We start from the raw sequence: 18,906 nt of genomic DNA, 5'->3' as shown, positions 1-18,906 counted from the left end.
CCCGTTGCATCAGATGCCCGCGTCCACTTGGCTTTTTGGCGGAGTAGCGCGTTCATACGCGCATCTGCCAACGACCCGACACCATTGATGTCCATCGCCCCAGACGACTGCCGCCAAGCGCATCCCACGCTACACCGGCCCGGCTTCGTCTCATTGGTGGAGATGCACGCAGGCCGGGGGCACTCCGCATTGTGGGAGTCACTGCGATACTGTAAAGTGCAGTACATTTGCAGTGGTTTCTGGAGAGGCTATGGCCACCATCAAGACTGCCACGCTGACCTTTCGCATCGACCCCGGACTGAAAGAAGCACTTCGCATTGCGGCGGATCAGGAGCACCGATCCATAGCGAACATGGTCGAGGTTCTGATCCGGGAATACTGCGAGCAGCGCGGCATTGCGATTCCGCCCTCCGAGAAGACCAAAAACAACCACGGAGTGCGGTCATGATCAAAACGGTCAAGCAAGCCTGCCGGTTCAACCCGGTCATCCGGGACTACCGGATGGCTCAGGGCATCGAGAACCTTGCAGAGCTCATCAATGACGAGGGTGATGGCCGCGAGTTCTTTTCGCGCAACTTCGTTACCCACGGCATGGATCAGCTTTTCCGTGAGGGGCTGCTGCGCCTGTCCGGCAAGTCCGATCAAGCCGTCTTCGAACTGACGCAGGCGATGGGCGGCGGTAAGACGCACATGATGATCGCGCTCGGCTTGCTCGCGCGCCATACCCATCTGCGCAAGGACGTCCTGCCCACCGACTTGGCTTCTCGCATCGAGTTCGGGCAAGCGCGCATTGCCGCGTTCAATGGTCGCAACAATCCGGACAACTATATTTGGGGCGAGATCGCCACCCAGCTTGGTGCCGCAGAAGCCATCAAGCCGTACTGGGCCAACGGCCCGAAAGCTGTCGATCAGCGTCAGTGGAAGGAAATCATCGGCGACAAGCCGACGCTGATTCTCCTTGACGAGCTACCCCCCTATCTGGACAACGCCAGTACGCAGGTATTCGGTCAGGGCACGCTGGCCAACATGGTGGTCTACAGCATCAGCAGCCTGATGAGCGCAGCGCTGGAACTACCCAATTGCGCCATCGTGGTTGCCAACCTCTCCGGCAGCTACAAGGCTCAAACCAAGGCGCTCGCTGACGCCATCTCCAACTTGCAGCAGGAGACCCGTCGTCAGGCGATGACCATCACGCCGGTGCAACTGGCGGGCAACGAAATCTACGAAATCCTCAAGAAGCGCCTCATCGACGAATTGCCGGACGAACGCGTCATTGCCGACATCGCGGAGGAATACGCGCAGCAGATCAAGAAGGCCGAGGACGGTGGCTACATCGTGGCCAGCAGCATCGAGCAGATCGCCGAACAGGTCAGGGAAACCTACCCCTTCCACCCGTCCTTCAAGCATCTCGTTGCCTTATTTAAAGAGAACGAAGGCTTCCGCCAGACCCGTGGCTTGATGCAGTTCACCGCGCGCCTGCTCAAGAGCGTGGACGAGCGCGAAGCAGACGATGTCTTTCTGGTCGGCACGCAGCACCTCAACCTCAACGACGATCAGGTCAAGGACGAAATCGAGCGCATCGCCCCCAAGCTGATGCCAGCCGTGACGCGCGACATTGCCGACAGGGGCAACGCCATCGCCGAGCACATCGACGCCGAACTGGCTGGCAATGCTGCGCAGCAGGTCATGACCTTGCTGCTGGCCTCCAGCCTGTCGCGCGCTGTTGGTGGACGCATTGGTCTCACCGATAGCGAACTGATTGAATTTCTCGCCGCTCCGCAACACAAACCAGACGAATTCCAGCAAGCATTGCAGCGCCTGAAGGAATCGGCATGGTATCTACACCGCGAAGAACAACGCTTCTTCATCAAGGAAACCGAGAATCTCTCGCGCCAAATCGAGCGCAACGCCAAAGAGGTTCCGCAACCCAAGGTCGATCAGGCGCTCATCAACCGCCTCGCGGGCATCCTCGATCCCGACCGCAAGATCGCCTATCAGGATGTGCAAGTGCTGCCCAAGCTGGACGAGCTCAAGCTCGGCGGCCCACGAACGCTGATCGTCATCAAGCCCGACGGCAAGGTGCCGCCCAGCGAATTGCAGAACTTCTTCGACTACCAGCAGGAGAAAAACAACTTGCTGGTGCTAACGGGTCAAGACAGCCTGTTGGCCGATGCGGTTGAGGAACGTCTGCGCGAGCTGTACGCCATCGAGCAGATCCACAAGCGCCTCAAGTCTGGCGACACCTTGTTCGAAGAGGCCCGCGACCGCCTCGAAGAAGCAGAGGATCGCTTCAGCAAGGCGCTGTCGGCGGCTTACAACTGCCTGTATATCCCCATAAACGATGCTACGAATGGTCGTGACGTACTGGGCAAGGTCACCATCGATCAGGGCCTCAAGCTCGGCCAAGGCGACCAATCCGCCGAGACGCAGATCGAGAAACTACTGTCCAGTCCGCGCGCCGATTACAAGCTCGTCGCCGAACTGGGCAAGGACAATCTCGACGAATACTTCGCACAGGCCGAGGAATACCTGTGGCCGTCCGGCAAGGACAACCGGCGCACCCCGTGGAAGGATGTCGCCACCCGCGCCAAGTGTTCGCCCATCTGGCCGTGGATGCCCGGATCGAGCGGACTGGACACCCTCAAGACTGAAGCCCTGAAGCAAGGCCGTTGGCGCTTGGGCGAGGACGGTTACATCGAGAAGGGGCCGTTCCCCAAAGACAAGGCCACCGTCAACGTCTCCGTCGTCAACGTCAAACCGGACACTGGCGAAACGGTGTTGAGCCTCACGCCACGCCACGCGGGCGAAAGCCCCATCGTCTATTGGTCGACCAAACCGGACGTGTCCGACAAGGATCACAAGGTCGATGATCTGGACAACTTCGGCACGGCCGAGGGCACGCTGTACTTCTGGGTCAAGGACACCACCGGGCAGCACGAAAGCGCGGCAGCCACACGCTGGCTCGCCGACTTGAAGATTCGCCATCAGGTCGAACCTGCCGCCGACAAGCGGCGCGTCGTTCTGGCTGCAACGCCGCGTGCTGATCTGTTCTACACGCTGGATGGTTCCAACCCGAAGGACGGCACTCGCTACGACGGGCCGTTCGAGATCGGTTCGGCGAGTTGTCGTCTGCTGGTGTTTGCGCGCGCTGGCGAAGCCAACAAGACGGCGGACTTTCACGTTCCCGCCAGCGGGGACAAGACAGTTCAGATCGTGGACAGCAAGCCTGCACGCCTGCAAAGCAAGCGCGTCGCCCTCGACACGACCGACCGGGTTTTCGGCGTCATCAATCGCTTCCGCGATCAGCCTGGCACTCGCTTCAAGGGCGTGCGCGTCGAAATCGGCGAAGGCGAAAACACCGTGACCGTTCGTTTCCAAGAACGAGAAGTCACGGCAGCCATCATCGAAGGCGTCGTAAACAGCCTGCGCGATGTGTTGGGCGAACCTGAGGCGTTGGTCAACATCGCCATTGCCGATGGCGTGCAGTTCGACACCGGCTTCGCGCTCAAGGAATTCGCCAAGCTCGCCGGGATCGAATTGAAACCGGGCGAAGTGAGCCAGGAGGATTGAGAATGGCGCAAGCCAAGGTCGCAGCCAGCACCGAATCGTCCAAAGCGCGCGCGCAAGTGCCGCACACGCTGGGCTTCGGTGTGCCTGCGACCTCCGACCCGCACCACTTCAAGGTCATCATTCCCAAGAGCAGCACGGGCAAGGTTCAGATCAGCGAACACCTCGGTTTGCAGGCCACCAGCGGCGACAGCGCAGTGATCGACCGTGTCCTGCTGGATCGCTCGCGCTGGACGGCCATCCGCGCCGAGGTACAGCGCGCCTTCAACGCACGTTTGGCCGCGCATAGCCTGAAACCCGGCGCGTGGAAGGTGGGCGACAACTCCGTGGATCGGCTGCTCGGCAAGGAGCTGTGCGTTCTGGCGTGGGCAGTCGAGCAGATGGACGCGGAGAAGATTCCGGTCGCTGTCCGCAACTGGCTGGCGCTGCGCCCGGAAGAACGCTGGTGGCTCTTCGGCATGACCGCGATGAGCACGGGCGGCCTCATGGATGCAGGCAAGGGCTGGCGTACCGCCTTGAAGCACGCCTTGGGCGACGTGGCGCAGAGCGAATTGCTGGCTCCGCGCGCGCGCCGCAGCGACCGTGGCCAAGACGAAAGCCGTCCCTCACTCGACCTGTTCGGGGACGAGACGACATGAATGCCGTGCTCGTGCCGCCGCAACCGAAGATCTACCACATCGCCCATGTGGATCGTCTGCCCTCCATCGTGGCCGACAGCTTTCTGTGGTGCGATGCGGAGGTCATCCGGCGTGCGCCTGCGGGCACGACCATCGGCATGAGCAGCATCAAGCAGCGGCGACTGACACTGCCCTTGGGCAGCCACCCCGGTCTGCATGTCGGCGACTGCGTGCCGTTCTACTTCTGCCCGCGCTCGGTGATGCTCTACCTGATCTATCAGGGCAACCATCCAGAACTGGCATATCGCCAGGGACAAGGCCCGATTTTGCACTTCGAGGTCGACCTGCATGCCGCAGTTGCATGGGCCAACGCACAGCCCGCGCGCTGGGCTTTCACGCTCTCGAACGCAGGCTCATACTTTTTTGAAGACCGCAACGATATCGCGCGATTAGGCGAGATCAACTGGGTTGCCGTGCAGGCCCGTGACTGGCGGGCACACAAAGAAGGCAAACAGGCGGAGTTCCTGCTGGAGCACCGTTTTCCGTGGCATCTGATCGAGCGCATCGGCGTTCAGTCGGCCAATGTATATCGGCAGGTAGTCAACGCCCTTCCAGCGCACGGACACCGGCCCACGGTCGAAGTCCGGTCAGAGTGGTATTACTGAAATGAACGGAGCACAGCCATGATCGAATTCACCTCCGGCGACATCCTCAAGAGCGAGGCGGATGCTCTCGTCAACACGGTCAACTGTGTCGGTGTAATGGGCCGAGGCATCGCCTTGCAGTTCAAGAACATGTATCCAGAGAACTTCAAGGCTTACGAGGCCGCCTGCAACCGAGAGACCGTGCAGCCGGGCCATATGTTCGTCTTCGAGACCGGTCAACTCACGCCGCCGCGCTTCATCATCAACTTCCCCACCAAGCGCCACTGGCGCGGCAAGAGCCGCATCGAAGACATCAAGGCGGGTCTCATTGATCTGGTCAAGGTGATCCGCGACAGAGGCATTCGCTCCATCGCCATCCCGCCGCTGGGCAGTGGCTTGGGCGGGCTGGATTGGAACGAGGTACGCCCGCGCATCGAGCGTGCGCTGGTGGAACTGGACGACGTGCAGGTGCTCGTGTACGAACCCAAGGGTGCCCCCGCCAACGACAAGATGGCCCATGTGCGCGAAGTACCGACGATGACCGCCGGTCGCGCGGCGCTGGTCGAACTCATCCACCGCTATCTTGGCGGCTTGCTCGATCCCTTCGTCACCTTGCTGGAAGTCCACAAGCTCATGTACTTCATGCAGGAAGCCGGTGAACCGCTGCGGCTCAAGTACGTCAAGGCTCCTTACGGCCCTTACGCGGAGAACCTGCGCCATGTGTTGCGTGCGGTCGAAGGCCACTTGATCGCCGGTTATGCCGACGGCGGTGATGCACCCGACAAGCCCCTCTCCCTCGTGCCCGGCGCGGTGGACGAAGCCAAGGGCTTCCTCGACCAGCACGAGATCAGCCGCACCCGCTTCGAGCGCGTCACACGTCTGGTCGAAGGCTTCGAGTCGCCCTACGGTTTGGAGCTACTGGCCACCGTGCATTGGGTGATGAACCGTGAGGGTGCGGCCCAGCACGACAGCGTCGAGCGTCAGGTCTATGACTGGAATGCGCGCAAGCGGCAATTTACGCCCCGCCAGCTTGCCATCGCGGAAGAACGCCTGAAGTCACAGGGCTGGCTGTCGCCTGCGCCTGATGCGATTCATTGAAAAAGCGAAAGTGATGAATACAGAAACAACGCTCACCCCCTTGGCATTGCAAGATGCGCCAGCGCTGATTGAAACGGTTTTCCCGGCGCAGAAGGTTTCGTTCGAGGCGCAGAGCGAACGCAAAGCAGTAGCAGCGCAGACCTTAACGGGGCTTGGGTCGTATTGGAAGGGACGTAAACCGCTGATTCTGGTGCGTGCCATCGTCTTGGGGAGCTTGTTGCCGCCCACCGACGATGCAGAGGCCGACCTTGCCATCTTCGAGAAGTTGATGGCCTTCGACGACGAAGGCTTGGCACGTCGTGCATTGGCCGCGAGCGCCTATTCGGCTACGACGCTGACGGAAGTCATCCCGATCTCCGACTCCGAACGCTACTTCAGCGGGCGCGGCTGGCGACGCGACATCACAGACGATGACAAACTCGTTTTGTACCGCCGTGCGTTGGCCACGCTATCGAGTTACGAGAAAAAGGCCAGTTTGGGCAAACGCCCGGAGGAAGTGGATCAAGACTGGCTCTACGCCCCGGTGTGGGCAGAGGTCAATCGCCACTACGCACACTTGGGCGTGGGCGTGCAATCCCTGCCGGAACTGGTCGAACAATTCGGCATCCTGCGCTACGGCCATCGTCCGCGTGTAGGTGACACCTTCAGCGGCGGTGGCTCCATCCCGTTCGAGGCCGCGCGCATCGGCTGCGACGCCTACGCTTCTGACCTCAACCCCGTCGCCTGCATGTTGACGTGGGGTGCGCTCAACGTCATCGGTGCCGCTGCCGAACAGCGCGCCGCGTTGGAAGATGCCCAGCAGAAAGTGTTTGCGGCGGTTGATCGGGACTTGGTCGAACTCAAGATCGAACACGACGCCAAGGGCAATCGCGCCAAAGCGTATCTGTATTGCCTTGAGGCGCGCTGTCCTGAAACCGGCTGGATGGTTCCGCTCTCACCGAGCTGGGTGATTTCACCCAAGCAAGGGGCAATTGCCAAACTGGTTCCAGACCCGAAACGCAAACGGTTCGACATCGAAGTCGTCACCGGTGCGTTGGCCAAGGCGGTGTCGGCGGCTGAGTCCGGCACCGTGCAAGACGGCGACATGGTCTATACGCTGAATGGCAAGACCTATCGCACCCCCATCAAAACCCTTCGTGGCGACTTCCGCAATTCTGATGGCAGTACCAGTAATCGGCTACGGTACTGGGACAAAGGCGACTTCAAGCCACATCCTGACGACATTTTTCAGGAGCGCCTCTATGCCATCCACTGGATTACCAAGGCAACGCTAACCAAGGCACGGCAGGTAACTTACTTTGCCGCACCAACTGACGCTGATCTGGAACGTGAGCGACGCGTGGAAGATCTCGTCGCCACGAACCTGAGTCAATGGCAAGAGGAAGGCTTGGTGTCTGACATGCCTATTGAGCCGGGGGATGAGACGACCCGTCTATTCCGTGAGCGCGGTTGGACGCACTGGCATCACCTCTACAACGCACGGCAGTTGCTGCTGCAAGCCTTGATGCTCAAGCACTGGCGCGCGTCCAGTGCCGCCTCTTTGGGCTGGCTCAATGTGGCGAAGGCGGCGGATTTCAACTCGAAACTGTGCCGCTGGGCAACAGCACAAGGTGGTGGGCTTGGCGGCCCCAAGGGGGTGTTCTCGAATCAGGCGCTCAACACTTTCTACAACTATGCAACCCGCGCATGGTTTGGATTTGGCGTGTCGTCCTTCAAGATGGCAGAGGCACCGCTGCCCGAAGTCGGGCGATCCATCGTTTCCGCAACCGCAGATCGCCCCGCGCAGGACTGCGAATTCTGGATCACCGACCCGCCTTACGCCGACGCTGTCAACTACCACGAGATCACCGAGTTCTTCATCGCATGGCTGCGCAAAAACCCGCCGCAGGAGTTCGCGGACTGGGTGTGGGACTCACGTCGGGCGCTGGCAATCAAGGGTTCCGGTGAGGATTTTCGGCAAGGTATGGTCGCCGCCTACAAGGCGATGGCCGAGCACATGCCCGACAACGGCATGCAGTGCGTGATGTTCACGCATCAGGACACCGGCGTCTGGGGCGACCTGATCGGCATCTTCTGGGCGGCTGGCCTGCAAGTGGTGGCCGCGTGGTACATCGCCACCGAAACCACCTCGGAACTGAAGAAAGGCGGCTACGTCCAGGGTACGGTCATCCTGATGCTCAAGAAGCGCGCCGCTGGCGAGCGCACTGGATTCAAGCAGCGCCTGCTGCCTGCCGTGCGTCAGGAGGTGGCCCGCCAGATCGAATCCATGATGCACCTGAACGACACGGTGAAGGAACATCACGGCGAACCAGTGTTCAACGATTCCGACTTGCAGATGGCGGGCTACGCGGCGGCGCTGAAGGTGCTGACGGCTTACACCCACATCGGCGGCGACGATGTCATCAGCTTCGCGCTGCGTCCGCGCACGCGCGGCGAAGTCACGGTGGTGGATGAAATCGTCCAGCAGGCAGCGGAAACCGCGTCGAGTCTGCTGGTGCCGGAAGGGCTGACAGCAGATACCTGGGCCAAGCTCACAGGCATCGAACGCTTCGTGCTGCGGATGCTGGACATGGAAACCACCGGTTCGGCCAAGCTGGACAACTACCAGAACTTCGCCAAGGCCTTCCACGTCGAGGACTACGCCCGCGTGATGGGCGACATGCGCCCCAACCATGCACGCCTGAAACGTGTGGGCGAATACGCTTCGCGCGATCTGACCGACGCCACCGAGATCGGGGCGACGCGGCTGGGGCGGCTCATCATCGCCTTGCAGCAACTGTCCAAGGACACCGAGCCGCAGATCATCGTTGATCAACTGCGCGGCGAGATGGTGGACTTTCTTGAAGTTCGTCCCCTGCTGGTGGATATGCTGGTCTTCATTGAGCGCAAATCTCCAGAGCCTGAAGCACGCACCGCCGCCGAGGTGCTGGGTGCGCGCCTGAAAAATCTGCGCTTTGGCGATTGAGGGCATGAAGCATGAGCATCCGGCGCTTCTCCTCGCGTACTCACCGGCTGGATGCCAGCTTCCTGATGCAGCATCTGGCCGGTGCCAGAAGCTACAAACGCATCGCGGGCTACTTCACCAGCTCGCTGTTCGAGGTGGCGGGCGAAGCTCTGGAGCAGATTCCGGAGGTCAAGATCGTCTGCAACGTGGACATCCACCCGGACGACTTGAAGGTGGCTCAACTGCGCGAGAGCAAGATGCTGGGCCGCTGGAACGAGCGCGGCCTGGAGGCCGAGGCGCTGTTAAACCGCGAACGCTACCGGCGGCTGGACGCCTTTCTCCAGAAGCATGGGCAAGCAGTTCGCGTTGCGCCTGACGACATCTGTGGCTTCGTGCATGGCAAAGCGGGTGTGATCACGCTGGCCGACGGCCGCAGGCTGGGCTTCATCGGCTCGATGAACGAAACGCGCAGCGGCTGGCAGCGCCACTACGAAATTCTGTGGGAAGACGAATCGCCAGAAGGCGTGGCGTGGATTGAGGAAGAATTCGACTTCCTCTGGAACGCCGCCAAACCGCTGCCGCAGGCCGTGATCCGCGAAGTGCATCGGCGTGGCTACCGGCGCGAGATCGAGTTCACCGAGATCGAGGACGACGAGAGCCTCGCGCCTGCGGCGCTGATCGAGTCGCCGCTGTACCGCGAAGGGCAGCAACTCCAGCCGTGGCAGCAGGGCTTTCTGACCGAGTGCCTGCGGCACCAGCGCCTGTACGGCACGGTGCGTCTCCTGCTGGCCGACGAGGTGGGCTTGGGCAAGACGCTTTCACTGGCCACCGCCGCACTGACTCTGTGCCTGCTATCCGACAAGGACAATGGCCCGCGCCGTCCGGTGGTGATCTTCGCTCCCGCCACGCTGACCGAGCAATGGCAGACTGAAATGCTGGACAAGCTGGGCATTCCGACTGCGCGTTGGGATACCGTGGGCAAGGTTTGGCTGGATACGGACGAACGCGTTCTGTCGCCTGCGGGGCGCGAGCAGATCGCTCACTGCCCGCTGCGGATTGGCATCGTCTCCACCGGTCTGATGATGCGCGATTCGCTGGAGAAGCAGCATCTGCTGGGCATGCGCTTTGGCGTCGTCATTCTGGATGAAGCGCACAAGGCCAGAACGCGTCAGGGCTTCGGCAAGGAAGCTGGAACACCGAACGAACTGCTGGCCTTCATGCGTGAGATCGCCGCGCGGGCTGACCATGTGCTGTTGGGTACGGCCACGCCAATCCAGACCAACCCCGCCGATCTATGGGACTTGCTCGGTATCATGCACCAAGGCCCGGGGCGCTTCGTGCTGGGTCACGACCTTGCACCGTGGCACCGGCCTGACGAAGTGCTCGACATCCTCGCGGGCCGCGTAGAAGTGGAGACGCTTGCCCATGCTTGGGAACTGCTGCGCTCGCCGCTGCCACGCATGGAATCAACCAGCGAACCGCGCGCCCGGCGCTTGTTCTCCGCCATTCGGCAAGACTTGGGGCTACAGAATGGCGAGTGGCAAACCAACCGTTCGCTGGCCGACCTGACGGAGGAAACGCGGGAGATTCTGGAGGAGGAACTGGAACGCCGCATCGCCGGCGCCACCTTGTTCCAGCGCGAGAACCCGTTGGTGCGCCACGTCGTGCTGCGCAAGCGCCAGCAGCTTGAAGATGCAGATCTTCTGGCTCGCGTGGGCGTGGACGTCCATCCGGAACGCGAGCAGGTATCGGAACAACGCGCCTTCGATGCCTTGTTCGAGGGCAAGGCGCTGCGCACGTCGGAGGACTTCCGGCAGGCGTATGGCGAAGCCCGCGCCTTCGGCAAGGCGCTGGCCAAGCGTGGCAAGGGCAGCGGTTTCATGAAAAATCTGATGGAGCAACGCATCTGCTCCAGCATCCACGCAGGATTGGCGACGGCGCGGCGCTTGCTGCAAGGTAATTCCGAGCACGAGGAAGACGAAGAGCAGGAAGCCGACATCAAGATCGAAACGGGCGAAGAACGCGAAGTGCTGCAACGCCTGATCTCCCGGCTCGAACGGTTGGAAACCGATCCTAAGATGGAAGCCGTCGTCCACTTCCTCGACAAGGAGAAGTGGCTGGGCTTGGGCGTAATCATCTTCAGCCAGTATTACGACACGGCGAAATGGCTGGCTAACTCTCTGGCAGCCCGCTATCCGGAAGAAGCCATCGGCCTGTACGCAGGCGCAGGCCGCAGCCGCCTCTACCAGCGCGGCGACAGCGTGACCGTCGAACGCGAAACGCTCAAGCGCATGGTGGCCGAGCATCAGATTCGCGTCATGGTGGCCACCGACGCCGCGTGCGAGGGCTTGAACCTGCAAACCTTGGGCACATTGATCAACGTTGATCTTCCGTGGAACCCCACGCGGCTCGAACAGCGCATTGGACGCATCAAACGCTTTGGGCAACGGCGTGAAACCGTGGACATGCTGAACCTCGTTTTCGAGCAGACCGTAGACGAAAAAATCTACGAACGCCTGTCCGAACGCATGAAGAATCGCTACGACCTATTTGGCTCGCTGCCGGACACCATCAAGGACGGGTGGATTGATGACATCGAGACGCTGGGCGAACGGCTGGACGAATACATCAACGCCCAGAAGACCGCGACGGGCTTCGATCTGCGTTACACCGGCACGATGATGCCGCCGGAAAAAGATTGGCGCGAGTTCTCGGAAGTGCTTTCGAGGCGCGATCTCGCCACGCTGATGAGCACGGCGTGGGGATAAATCATGGAACCTGATCGCGCAATAGAAATCTTGGAACGGCAGCGTGCCGCCATTGATGGCTTGCGCTCATCGCGCCGTTCGCAAGAGTTCACAAAGTGGCAGCGTGACACCGAAGTGGCTGTGCAGAGGATTTTCGGGACTGATAGCCGCCACTCGGCGGATTTTTCTGAGATTCGTTACTCCTTGAGTATCTTCACGACCAGCACGCCGGACTCTGACTTCCATGAGGCGTATCTACGCGGGCTGGATACTGCAAAGTCAATTCTGTCCTCAATGATCGATGAGATTCGTGAATACGATCTGGACTCCGATTCCGATAGCCCGACAAGGGTACTTGGCGCATTGGAACAGGTGTGTCTGCGCTTTCACATGATCGCGCGACAGCTTCGCGTCCGGCACTCCAACAGAACGACACTGGAAATCAACGACGAATACGACGTCCAAGACCTGCTCCACGCCCTGCTGAAACTGAACTTCGACGACGTGCGTCGGGAAGAATGGACGCCGAGCTACGCCGGGGGATCGGCAAGGGCCGATTTTCTGCTGAAGGAAGAAGGGATTGTCATCGAGGTGAAGAAGACACGGCAAGGACTCAGCGTCTCGGATATTGGCGCTCAGTTGCTGGTTGACGTCGCCCGCTATCAGGCGCACCCGGATTGCAGGCAGCTTGTCTGCTTCATCTACGACCCAGAGGGACGAATTGGAAACCCGGTTGGCCTTGAGCGCGACCTCGAAAAAACTCCGGCCAAGATGCCGGTGAGGATCATCGTTGGCCCGAAGGGAACGTAGAGAGCCATGAGGTTCTGTCCGTGACGCAAGAGAATCCGCCATCCGGCGAGAAGCCGAAGAAGAACACATTGAAGTTGCTGCTTCGGTCGAAGCCTGCCGCACAAGTCGAGACCTTGGCGGGCCGCGTCTACCTGTATCCGCTGCGGGTGCGTGACATGACTGATTTCGGGAAGCTCAAACCTGGCGATGCGGTCAGCCAGATCAGGGCTTTCCTGCCGAGCATTGGCAGCTTGACCGTTGAATCCGACGAAGCACCGGAGCGCGTTCCGCTCGATGCCGCGATTACTGCTGATCTCTCGAACGACGAGATCGAGCGGATTGCTGACGCTTATGCCCAGTCGTCAGCGTGGCAGACGATCCGCGAAGGTTCGCAAGAGCGCACGCCTGCCGTGCGAGAAGCCGATGAGACGGCGTCTGTCTATCTGGTGCGGTTACTCAAGGCCGAAGTCGAGGACTATCACCAGAGATCGAAGCGAATGCACGAGAAAATGTTCGGCTCTGCGCAAAGTCTTTTCGATCAAGTTCGCAAGAGCACATCGGCCTTAGGGTCGACCTTGAGTGCCTACGAGGAGCTCACGAAAATTGCAAAGCCAGCGCCATTGGAAATCCAGCCTATTCGCACGGATCACTTTGATGCTTTGAACATGCAGATGGCGCAGCAAGTACGCGAACGCGCGGAAGAGCGTGCAGAAGAAATGGAGATGACGCGCCTGACGGGGAAGATGACTGCCGAATCCGCCAAGACTCTCAAAGATTTGGCGGAAGCTGCAACGACCCTGATGGAGCAGATGGACGAGCGCGACCGGAAAACCGATCAGTCCACACGCACACAAATCAAGATCGCGTTGTGGTCTGTTGCGTCTTCGGCAGTCTTGTCGCTGGTCGCTGCTGTTTTCGCGGGCTTCTCATTCTTCCAAGACCGGGACAACAACACCTCCGGCGATCAATGGCAGGTGAAGTTGCTGACCGTCATCGAGCAAGGAAATCAGCAGCGATCTACCGTCGAACGGGAGAATCAGGCTCTTCGGGAGCAGATGAAGGCTCTGGATGCCCGCATTGTGGATCTGGAAGCGGCTCAACGAGCCGAAGCCAGCAAGGCAGCTTCAGCAGCACGGCGCGAAACCAACCCCGGCAACACCCGCCCGCCGCCATAGACCCTGCGCAGCAGTTCCCGCGCTGCACCGGGCCAGTCTCGCTGGTTCACGCGACACTCAATGTTTGGCAATTGCCTTCATCTCATTCACCCACGCCTGCAACGCCCTCAGTTGCTCGGCGTTTTCGTGACAGGTCTGGTAGTTGCTGGCGACGGTTCTGGCGACGGCAGAAAGCGCAATTCTTGCGGCGGCCGCATCAGCATCTCCGGCGGGTTCGGGCAGATCACCGGCGGCGGCAGCGTCGTGCAGGCGCACAAAGCCACGGTTGATAGTGCAAGCAACATCGGCTTGAACGGGCACATAGACGGGAACCTCCTTGATGATGGTGTCGCCCTTCTCGCGGACGACGCGGACGCGGTCGACGTACTCGGTGACGACCTTGACGGTGGCTTCGGCCTGACGCTGGCGCATGGTGGCGGCTTGCAGGGTTTGTTGCTGGATGGCGGCGTCCCATTGCGCCTGAACGTGCCCGGCCCCTTTGATCCAGCCGAAGCCGATCAGCGCGGCGGCGAGTAACGCCAAGGCCAGCAGGCGGTACGGCCAAGGGATCAGCGTCATGGCGTGCTCTCCCCGAGGCACTGGCGGTACTCGGCCTGACGCCGCGTAGCGAGGCCACCGCACAGCCGCGCATTGACGGGCAGCGCGCAGTCCTTACCTTGGAAGAAGCGCCAGCGCAGCAGTTCTGCGCACGCTCCGGCGTAGTCCTCGGTGTTGAGTTTCCTCACCAGCGTGGACTGGCAGAACGCGCGGCTGCCGACGTTGTAGGAGAAGCTCACCAGCGCGTCGTATTCATGCTGCGCCAGCGGCACGGTCACGCATTGCTTGAGCGCACCCTCGAACTGCTGCACATCGGTGAGCGCCCGCGCCAGCGCTTTCGGCGGCGTGATGGTGTCGCCGATCTTTACGCCCGATGTCGTGCCGAAGCCGATAGTCGGCACATCGCCCTTGACCGGAATCACCGCGCGGTCGGTGTAGCCCTCGTGCAGCACGATGCCGACCAGCGCGGCGGCGGACAGCGTCAGCGCGGCCACAGTTCTGCATTGCGGTGGCCGGATCATCGGTGCATCTCCGGCTGCGCCACCAAGCGTGCAATCGCCGCGCCGATGCTGGCGCTGAAGGCCAGCAGCACGAACACGCCACGCGGCAGCACGTCGCTGAACAGCGGCACCACCACTTCCGCCGCCGTGAAGATGGCCGCGACGATGGACAGACGAATGCTCCACGCGTGTCGTTCGATCTTGCGCCAGTCGTCCAGCAGGTAGATCTTGCGGGCGGTCATTGCGGGCCTCCCATCAGCTTCAACTTGATGGCGGCTCCGACCAGCAGCGCGGCCAAGAGGCCAGTGGTGATGACTTTCACGGCGGTCTGCCACGCAGTGCGGCGGGCATCGCGCCATGCCTCCAGCAGATCACGCAGTTCGCGGATGTCGCGGGCGGCGTGGCCGTTTTCGAGGCCGAGGTGGGCCAGCACACGTCCGGCACCGCGCTCGGCGGCACGGTCGAGCAGTTCGTCAAAGTCCTCGCGGCGCAGGAGAAGCATGTTCTCGACGAGCGCAGGCTGTTGTTGTTCGGGTTCGGTCATTGCAGTCTCCAGAAATGCAAAACCCGCCTCGGGGGCGGGTTCGGGTGGTTGCGGGTAAGTGGAAATCAGATGGCGATGCCCGCGCTCCAGCCTGCGGGTTTGTAGGCACTGAGCTTGGCCTCGTCCTCGATGTAGCAAAGCCAGCCGACCTTGGGCGCGTGGTATTCCCACACGCCCTCGATGCGCACGGCGATCTGGTTAGTCTTGCCTGCCCACGCGCCGGTGGCGGCGGCAGGAATGAGGTAGCGGTCGCCATTGGCGGGGCTGGCCGGTGGCGCGGTTAGATCGCGGTCTTTGACGGACAGGCCCACTGTCGCGCCGAGGCGTTTCAGATTGGCGTCCATGCCGCTGGCCCAGCCGGACTCGCCGAGCGTCCAGCCGTAGGTGAGTCCAAGGTTCGGATCGGTCGATGACATGCTTATCTCCAGAGATGGGCGGCTTGCCGGATGCGCCGGACGGATTCGGGATCGCCGCTGCGATGACTTTGTTTCGGGTGTTGCCGCCAGCGCCGCCCGACGATGGGCAGGTGCAGCACGCCGCCACGTTTGGCGACCAGCAGGGTCAGCAGCCAGTCGGCGAAGTTGTTGAGGTCAGCGGTTCCCGCGAGCGCGGCTTCCACGGCAGTTCGGCGCATCACGATCAGGCCGTGAACGTGGCTGGCGCTGTTGGCGTGCTGCCAGCGGCTGTAGGCCAGACGCCGCACCGCGATGTTGCGCCCGGCTTCGTCCATCAGCGCTTCGTCGCTGTAGGCCATCACCGCTTGCGGGCAGGCATCCAGCGCGTCGGCCAGTTGCGTGAAGGCGCTGGCCTCGTACAGATCGTCGGGATCGACGAAGGACACCAGCGGCAGAGCACCCTGCGCGTAGCCAGCGGCGCGGGCTTCACCGATGCGCCCGGCAATGCCCGGCACGACGTGCAACTGGATCGGCGCGCCGTCGAGGCTGGCGATGCAGGCCTCGCGCCATTCGACAGGCTCGTTCAGGGTGAGCAGATGCACATCGATGCGCGGCTCCATCAGTTTCCTCCCCAATACTGGCCCCAGCGCAGGCCGTAGCCCGCGCGATCCATGACGCGCGCCTGCGGCTGCCAGCTCTCCAGCCCGTCGCGTTCGGCGCTGATTTCCACGCTGATGCGGTCGCCCAGCGCCCCGGCGTCTGTGGCAGCCGTGGCCACGTCCCACACGAAATCCGTTCCCGCGATACCAGACGCCGTATACACCAGCGTGTCGTTGCGATCACGGATGCGCACGGTGTAGGTCACGCCCGGTTCCGGGCCGATGTCGCCCTCGTCTTGTTGCACGAGGTAGGCGGTCTGCTGGATGCGGTCGCGGTGCGCCCACGCCACGGCGAGATCACCGGCCATCACGGCAGGCTCGATCTGGCCGTTGAGGCGGATGCGCCCGGGCGGATACGGCAAGGCCTGCCGACCGGTGAGCAGCAGCGGCTGGCCATTGGCGGCCAGTTCCGCATCGCCCTGATCGGTCGAGGTGCGAGGTATCGCGGCCACGAACACGGATTCGCCCGGTGCACGTTCCGTCCCTTCGGCAGCCAGCCATTCGCCGACGCCGATCAACTGCGTACCACTGGCGTGCGACTGCGGCGTGGTGTCGAGCACGCCGCGCGCCAGATCGATGCTGGCCGCACCGGCATCGAAGGCCAGCACGGCGACGGCTTCGCGGATTTCGCCAGCGGCATCGACCAGATAGGCGTAGCTGCCCACGGCCAGCCGTTCCGGTTGGCTGATCGCTGTCACCGACACCGCGATGGCATCGGCCTCGGTGGCGGACAAAGCCGCGTCGAGCGTGAGCAGCGGCGCATAGTCCTCGCTGGCGATGGCCTCGATGTCGCCCGCCGATGCGCCAGTGGCGAGCTGCCAGTTGAGTTGCCCGGCACCACCCACCGCCGCCAGCGCGCCCACTGCCGCATCGGTGTCGGTCAGGTAATCCAGCTCGGCCCGCGACAAGGTGCGCGCCAGTTCCCAATACGGGATCTCCACCGCCAGCACCAGGGCGGGCGGCAGCGGCTCCAGTGTGGGTTCGTCGATGATGGGTGGCGGCGGGGCCAGAACAGCGCTGTCGAGGCCAAATACATCTTCCATCGCATCAATGCGCCATTCGGCTGCACCCAACGTGCCGGTGTCGATGCTGGTGACGCGCGCCACCATCTGGTCGATGCCCAGACGCGGCCAGTTGAGCAGAAACACATCGCCCGGCAGCGGCGCGCGTTCCAAGGTGTCGCGCGCTACGGTCAGGCTCATCCGCGCCAACGGCGACCCCAAGGCGCGCAGATCGCGCAGCGCCAGCCGTGCGGCCAGCGGCCCATAGTTCACACCCGGATAGTTGCGGCGCTGGTTGATCACGCCGCCCTGCAACTGGATGGCGGCGAGGTTTTCCACAGTGACGGTGGTGTCGCCGCCGGTTTGCCAGTCGGTGTAGACCACGCTCAGTTCGTTCGGAAGTTCGCCCCACTGCGCACGCTCGAAACGCTCCAGTCGCACGATCTCGTCCGGCCCCAACTGCGGCAGGCTGTCGATCCAGTAGTCGTCGCGCAGCAGTTTCAGCTCGAAGGTGCCTTGCTCCGGATCGGTGTAGAGGATGCCGCCGATGTGGTCGATCACCTGACCGATGAAACTCTCGATGGATTGCTGGCGCGTCCAGATCAGGTTCAGGCCGAAGCCCTCGTCCGACAACGCCCACGCCGCGTTCCAGAAACTCCAGCCGATGCAGTCCTGCGGATAGCCCATGCCCCAGTGCGGATCGGTGAGGCACTGCACCAGAATGTGCGCCGGGTTCATGCCCACGCTTACCTCCTGGCCGCTGTCGTCATCCCAGACGCGCACCTCGGCGTTCCACTCCATCCACGGTGTTTCAAACCAGCCCGCCGTGAAACGGCGCACACGCACCGCCCACGGTTTGAGGTAGGGATTGTTGGCGGCGAACTGGATTTGCCGCGCCACCAGCGACAGCACGCCCCGGAATGCCGGAATCGCGCTGCCGAGACGCGCCATCAGGTAATCGTTGCGCCCCTGACCAGAGTTGCCGGGTAGTACATCGATGGTGCCGATCACACCGCCTTCGCGCTCGTCGCCGCCAAACAACGTCGGCTTGTTGATGGACAGACTGGCGAGGCCGTGACCGCTGGACAGCGGGCCACGGTCGGCATCGCCCCACGCTGTGCGCTCGCCCATCTGGATTTCCTGCACGGCATCGACCGGGCCTTGGCAGAGCACCAGATGCAGACCCATGCGGTAGCGGTAGCCGACGGTTTGCTTCTTGCTGCTGCCGCCCATCAGCCGTGCTCCTGCGCAAATCGGGCGCGGGCGTGCTCGACCACACGCAAGGCCATCGCGTCATTCGTGGCCAGCAAGGTGTCGGAGGCCACGCCGTCGTGCAGAAAGGCACGGAAATCCAGAGCGTGCCGTTCAAACCACGCACGCGAGCCGTTCACGCACAGGCCCACGGCGCGCACGTCGTCGATGGTGACGATCACATCGATGCTCATTTCTTTCCACCTTTCTTGCGGATCGGATCGGCGGCCAGATCGCCGTACCAGACCACATTGGCCCCGCGCAGCAGCACGGTGCCGAACACGACCGGGATCGGTCGGCCTTCTTCGGCGGTGGGTGCATCGACGTCGGAAAGCGATGCCGGTTTGGGTTCGGGCGGTTTCGGCGCGAGCGCGACCGACACCAGCGCCGCCACCACGATGACGACGAGGTACCACATGGAAATTCCTAAGAAGGGGG

Annotated in this window: 17 protein-coding genes and 1 pseudogene; 8 read left to right on the top strand and 10 right to left on the bottom strand. The window is 62.2% G+C overall.

What is annotated here, in order from left to right; all coding sequences use genetic code 11:
* Positions 1 to 250: 250 nt before the first annotated feature.
* The 8 genes from BN948_RS07210 to BN948_RS26925 are packed head-to-tail and all read left to right on the top strand — an operon-like array spanning position 251 to position 12,427.
* Positions 251 to 448, top strand: a complete 198-nt coding sequence (locus BN948_RS07210) for a type II toxin-antitoxin system antitoxin (protein ID WP_009518700.1) — start codon at positions 251 to 253, stop codon at positions 446 to 448.
* Positions 445 to 3,570, top strand: coding sequence for an anti-phage-associated DUF499 domain-containing protein (locus BN948_RS07205; RefSeq protein ID WP_009518701.1), 3,126 nt, complete (start codon positions 445 to 447; stop codon positions 3,568 to 3,570). The genes BN948_RS07210 and BN948_RS07205 overlap by 4 nt, the downstream gene beginning before the upstream one ends.
* Before the next feature lie 2 nt (positions 3,571 to 3,572).
* Complete coding sequence (locus BN948_RS07200; RefSeq protein ID WP_009518702.1) at positions 3,573 to 4,205, top strand: anti-phage-associated DUF3780 domain-containing protein; 633 nt, start codon at positions 3,573 to 3,575, stop codon at positions 4,203 to 4,205.
* Complete coding sequence (gene darT, locus BN948_RS07195) at positions 4,202 to 4,849, top strand: type II toxin-antitoxin system toxin DNA ADP-ribosyl transferase DarT (RefSeq protein ID WP_009518703.1); 648 nt, start codon at positions 4,202 to 4,204, stop codon at positions 4,847 to 4,849. Before BN948_RS07200 ends, darT begins: the two co-directional genes overlap by 4 nt.
* Positions 4,850 to 4,867: 18 nt before the next feature.
* Positions 4,868 to 5,926 (top strand): type II toxin-antitoxin system antitoxin DNA ADP-ribosyl glycohydrolase DarG, encoded by a 1,059-nt coding sequence (gene darG / locus BN948_RS07190; RefSeq protein ID WP_009518704.1) that lies wholly within the window; start codon positions 4,868 to 4,870, stop codon positions 5,924 to 5,926.
* The gene (locus BN948_RS07185) at positions 5,913 to 8,891 is read left to right on the top strand and encodes an anti-phage-associated DUF1156 domain-containing protein (RefSeq protein WP_009518706.1); all 2,979 of its coding nucleotides are present in this window, start codon (positions 5,913 to 5,915) and stop codon (positions 8,889 to 8,891) included. The genes darG and BN948_RS07185 overlap by 14 nt, the downstream gene beginning before the upstream one ends.
* Before the next feature lie 11 nt (positions 8,892 to 8,902).
* A complete protein-coding gene (locus BN948_RS07180) occupies positions 8,903 to 11,638 on the top strand; it encodes a phospholipase D-like domain-containing anti-phage protein (protein WP_009518707.1) in 2,736 nt (911 codons plus the stop codon).
* Between the two features lie 3 nt (positions 11,639 to 11,641).
* A complete protein-coding gene (locus BN948_RS26925) occupies positions 11,642 to 12,427 on the top strand; it encodes a PD-(D/E)XK nuclease domain-containing protein (protein WP_009518709.1) in 786 nt (261 codons plus the stop codon).
* 1,075 nt (positions 12,428 to 13,502) lie between these two features.
* Here the strand turns inward: BN948_RS26925 and BN948_RS27200 are convergent.
* From BN948_RS27200 to BN948_RS07125, 10 genes and pseudogenes are all read right to left on the bottom strand, one after another.
* Positions 13,503 to 13,637, bottom strand: a pseudogene (locus tag BN948_RS27200) (glycoside hydrolase family protein); the annotation flags it as partial.
* Between the two features lies 1 nt (position 13,638).
* Positions 13,639 to 14,139 (bottom strand): hypothetical protein, encoded by a 501-nt coding sequence (locus tag BN948_RS07165; RefSeq protein ID WP_009518711.1) that lies wholly within the window; start codon positions 14,137 to 14,139, stop codon positions 13,639 to 13,641.
* Complete coding sequence (locus BN948_RS07160) at positions 14,136 to 14,639, bottom strand: lysozyme (RefSeq protein ID WP_009518712.1); 504 nt, start codon at positions 14,637 to 14,639, stop codon at positions 14,136 to 14,138. Before BN948_RS07160 ends, BN948_RS07165 begins: the two co-directional genes overlap by 4 nt.
* Positions 14,636 to 14,860: a DUF7940 domain-containing protein gene (locus tag BN948_RS07155; RefSeq protein WP_035620921.1), complete on the bottom strand. Its 225-nt coding sequence runs from the start codon at positions 14,858 to 14,860 to the stop codon at positions 14,636 to 14,638. The genes BN948_RS07160 and BN948_RS07155 overlap by 4 nt, the downstream gene beginning before the upstream one ends.
* The gene (locus BN948_RS07150; RefSeq protein WP_009518714.1) at positions 14,857 to 15,162 is read right to left on the bottom strand and encodes a DUF6127 family protein; all 306 of its coding nucleotides are present in this window, start codon (positions 15,160 to 15,162) and stop codon (positions 14,857 to 14,859) included. The genes BN948_RS07155 and BN948_RS07150 overlap by 4 nt, the downstream gene beginning before the upstream one ends.
* A gap of 65 nt (positions 15,163 to 15,227) precedes the next feature.
* Entirely contained in the window at positions 15,228 to 15,578 is a 351-nt protein-coding gene (locus tag BN948_RS07145) for a DUF2793 domain-containing protein (protein ID WP_009518715.1), read from the bottom strand.
* A gap of 2 nt (positions 15,579 to 15,580) precedes the next feature.
* Entirely contained in the window at positions 15,581 to 16,177 is a 597-nt protein-coding gene (locus BN948_RS07140; protein WP_009518717.1) for a glycosyltransferase family protein, read from the bottom strand.
* Entirely contained in the window at positions 16,177 to 18,450 is a 2,274-nt protein-coding gene (locus tag BN948_RS07135) for a phage tail protein (protein WP_009518718.1), read from the bottom strand. Before BN948_RS07135 ends, BN948_RS07140 begins: the two co-directional genes overlap by 1 nt.
* Positions 18,450 to 18,662 carry a hypothetical protein gene (locus BN948_RS07130; protein ID WP_009518719.1) on the bottom strand — a complete coding sequence of 71 codons (213 nt, stop codon included), beginning with the start codon at positions 18,660 to 18,662 and terminating at the stop codon, positions 18,450 to 18,452. The genes BN948_RS07135 and BN948_RS07130 overlap by 1 nt, the downstream gene beginning before the upstream one ends.
* Positions 18,659 to 18,886 (bottom strand): hypothetical protein, encoded by a 228-nt coding sequence (locus BN948_RS07125; protein WP_009518720.1) that lies wholly within the window; start codon positions 18,884 to 18,886, stop codon positions 18,659 to 18,661. The genes BN948_RS07130 and BN948_RS07125 overlap by 4 nt, the downstream gene beginning before the upstream one ends.
* Positions 18,887 to 18,906: the final 20 nt, after the last annotated feature.

Origin of the sequence: Hydrogenophaga intermedia, from assembly GCF_000723405.1 — a bacterium.
Taxonomy (GTDB): domain Bacteria; phylum Pseudomonadota; class Gammaproteobacteria; order Burkholderiales; family Burkholderiaceae_C; genus Hydrogenophaga; species Hydrogenophaga intermedia.
Note: the sequence above shows the minus strand (reverse complement) of the source record. Positions and strands in the feature narration are given on the sequence as shown.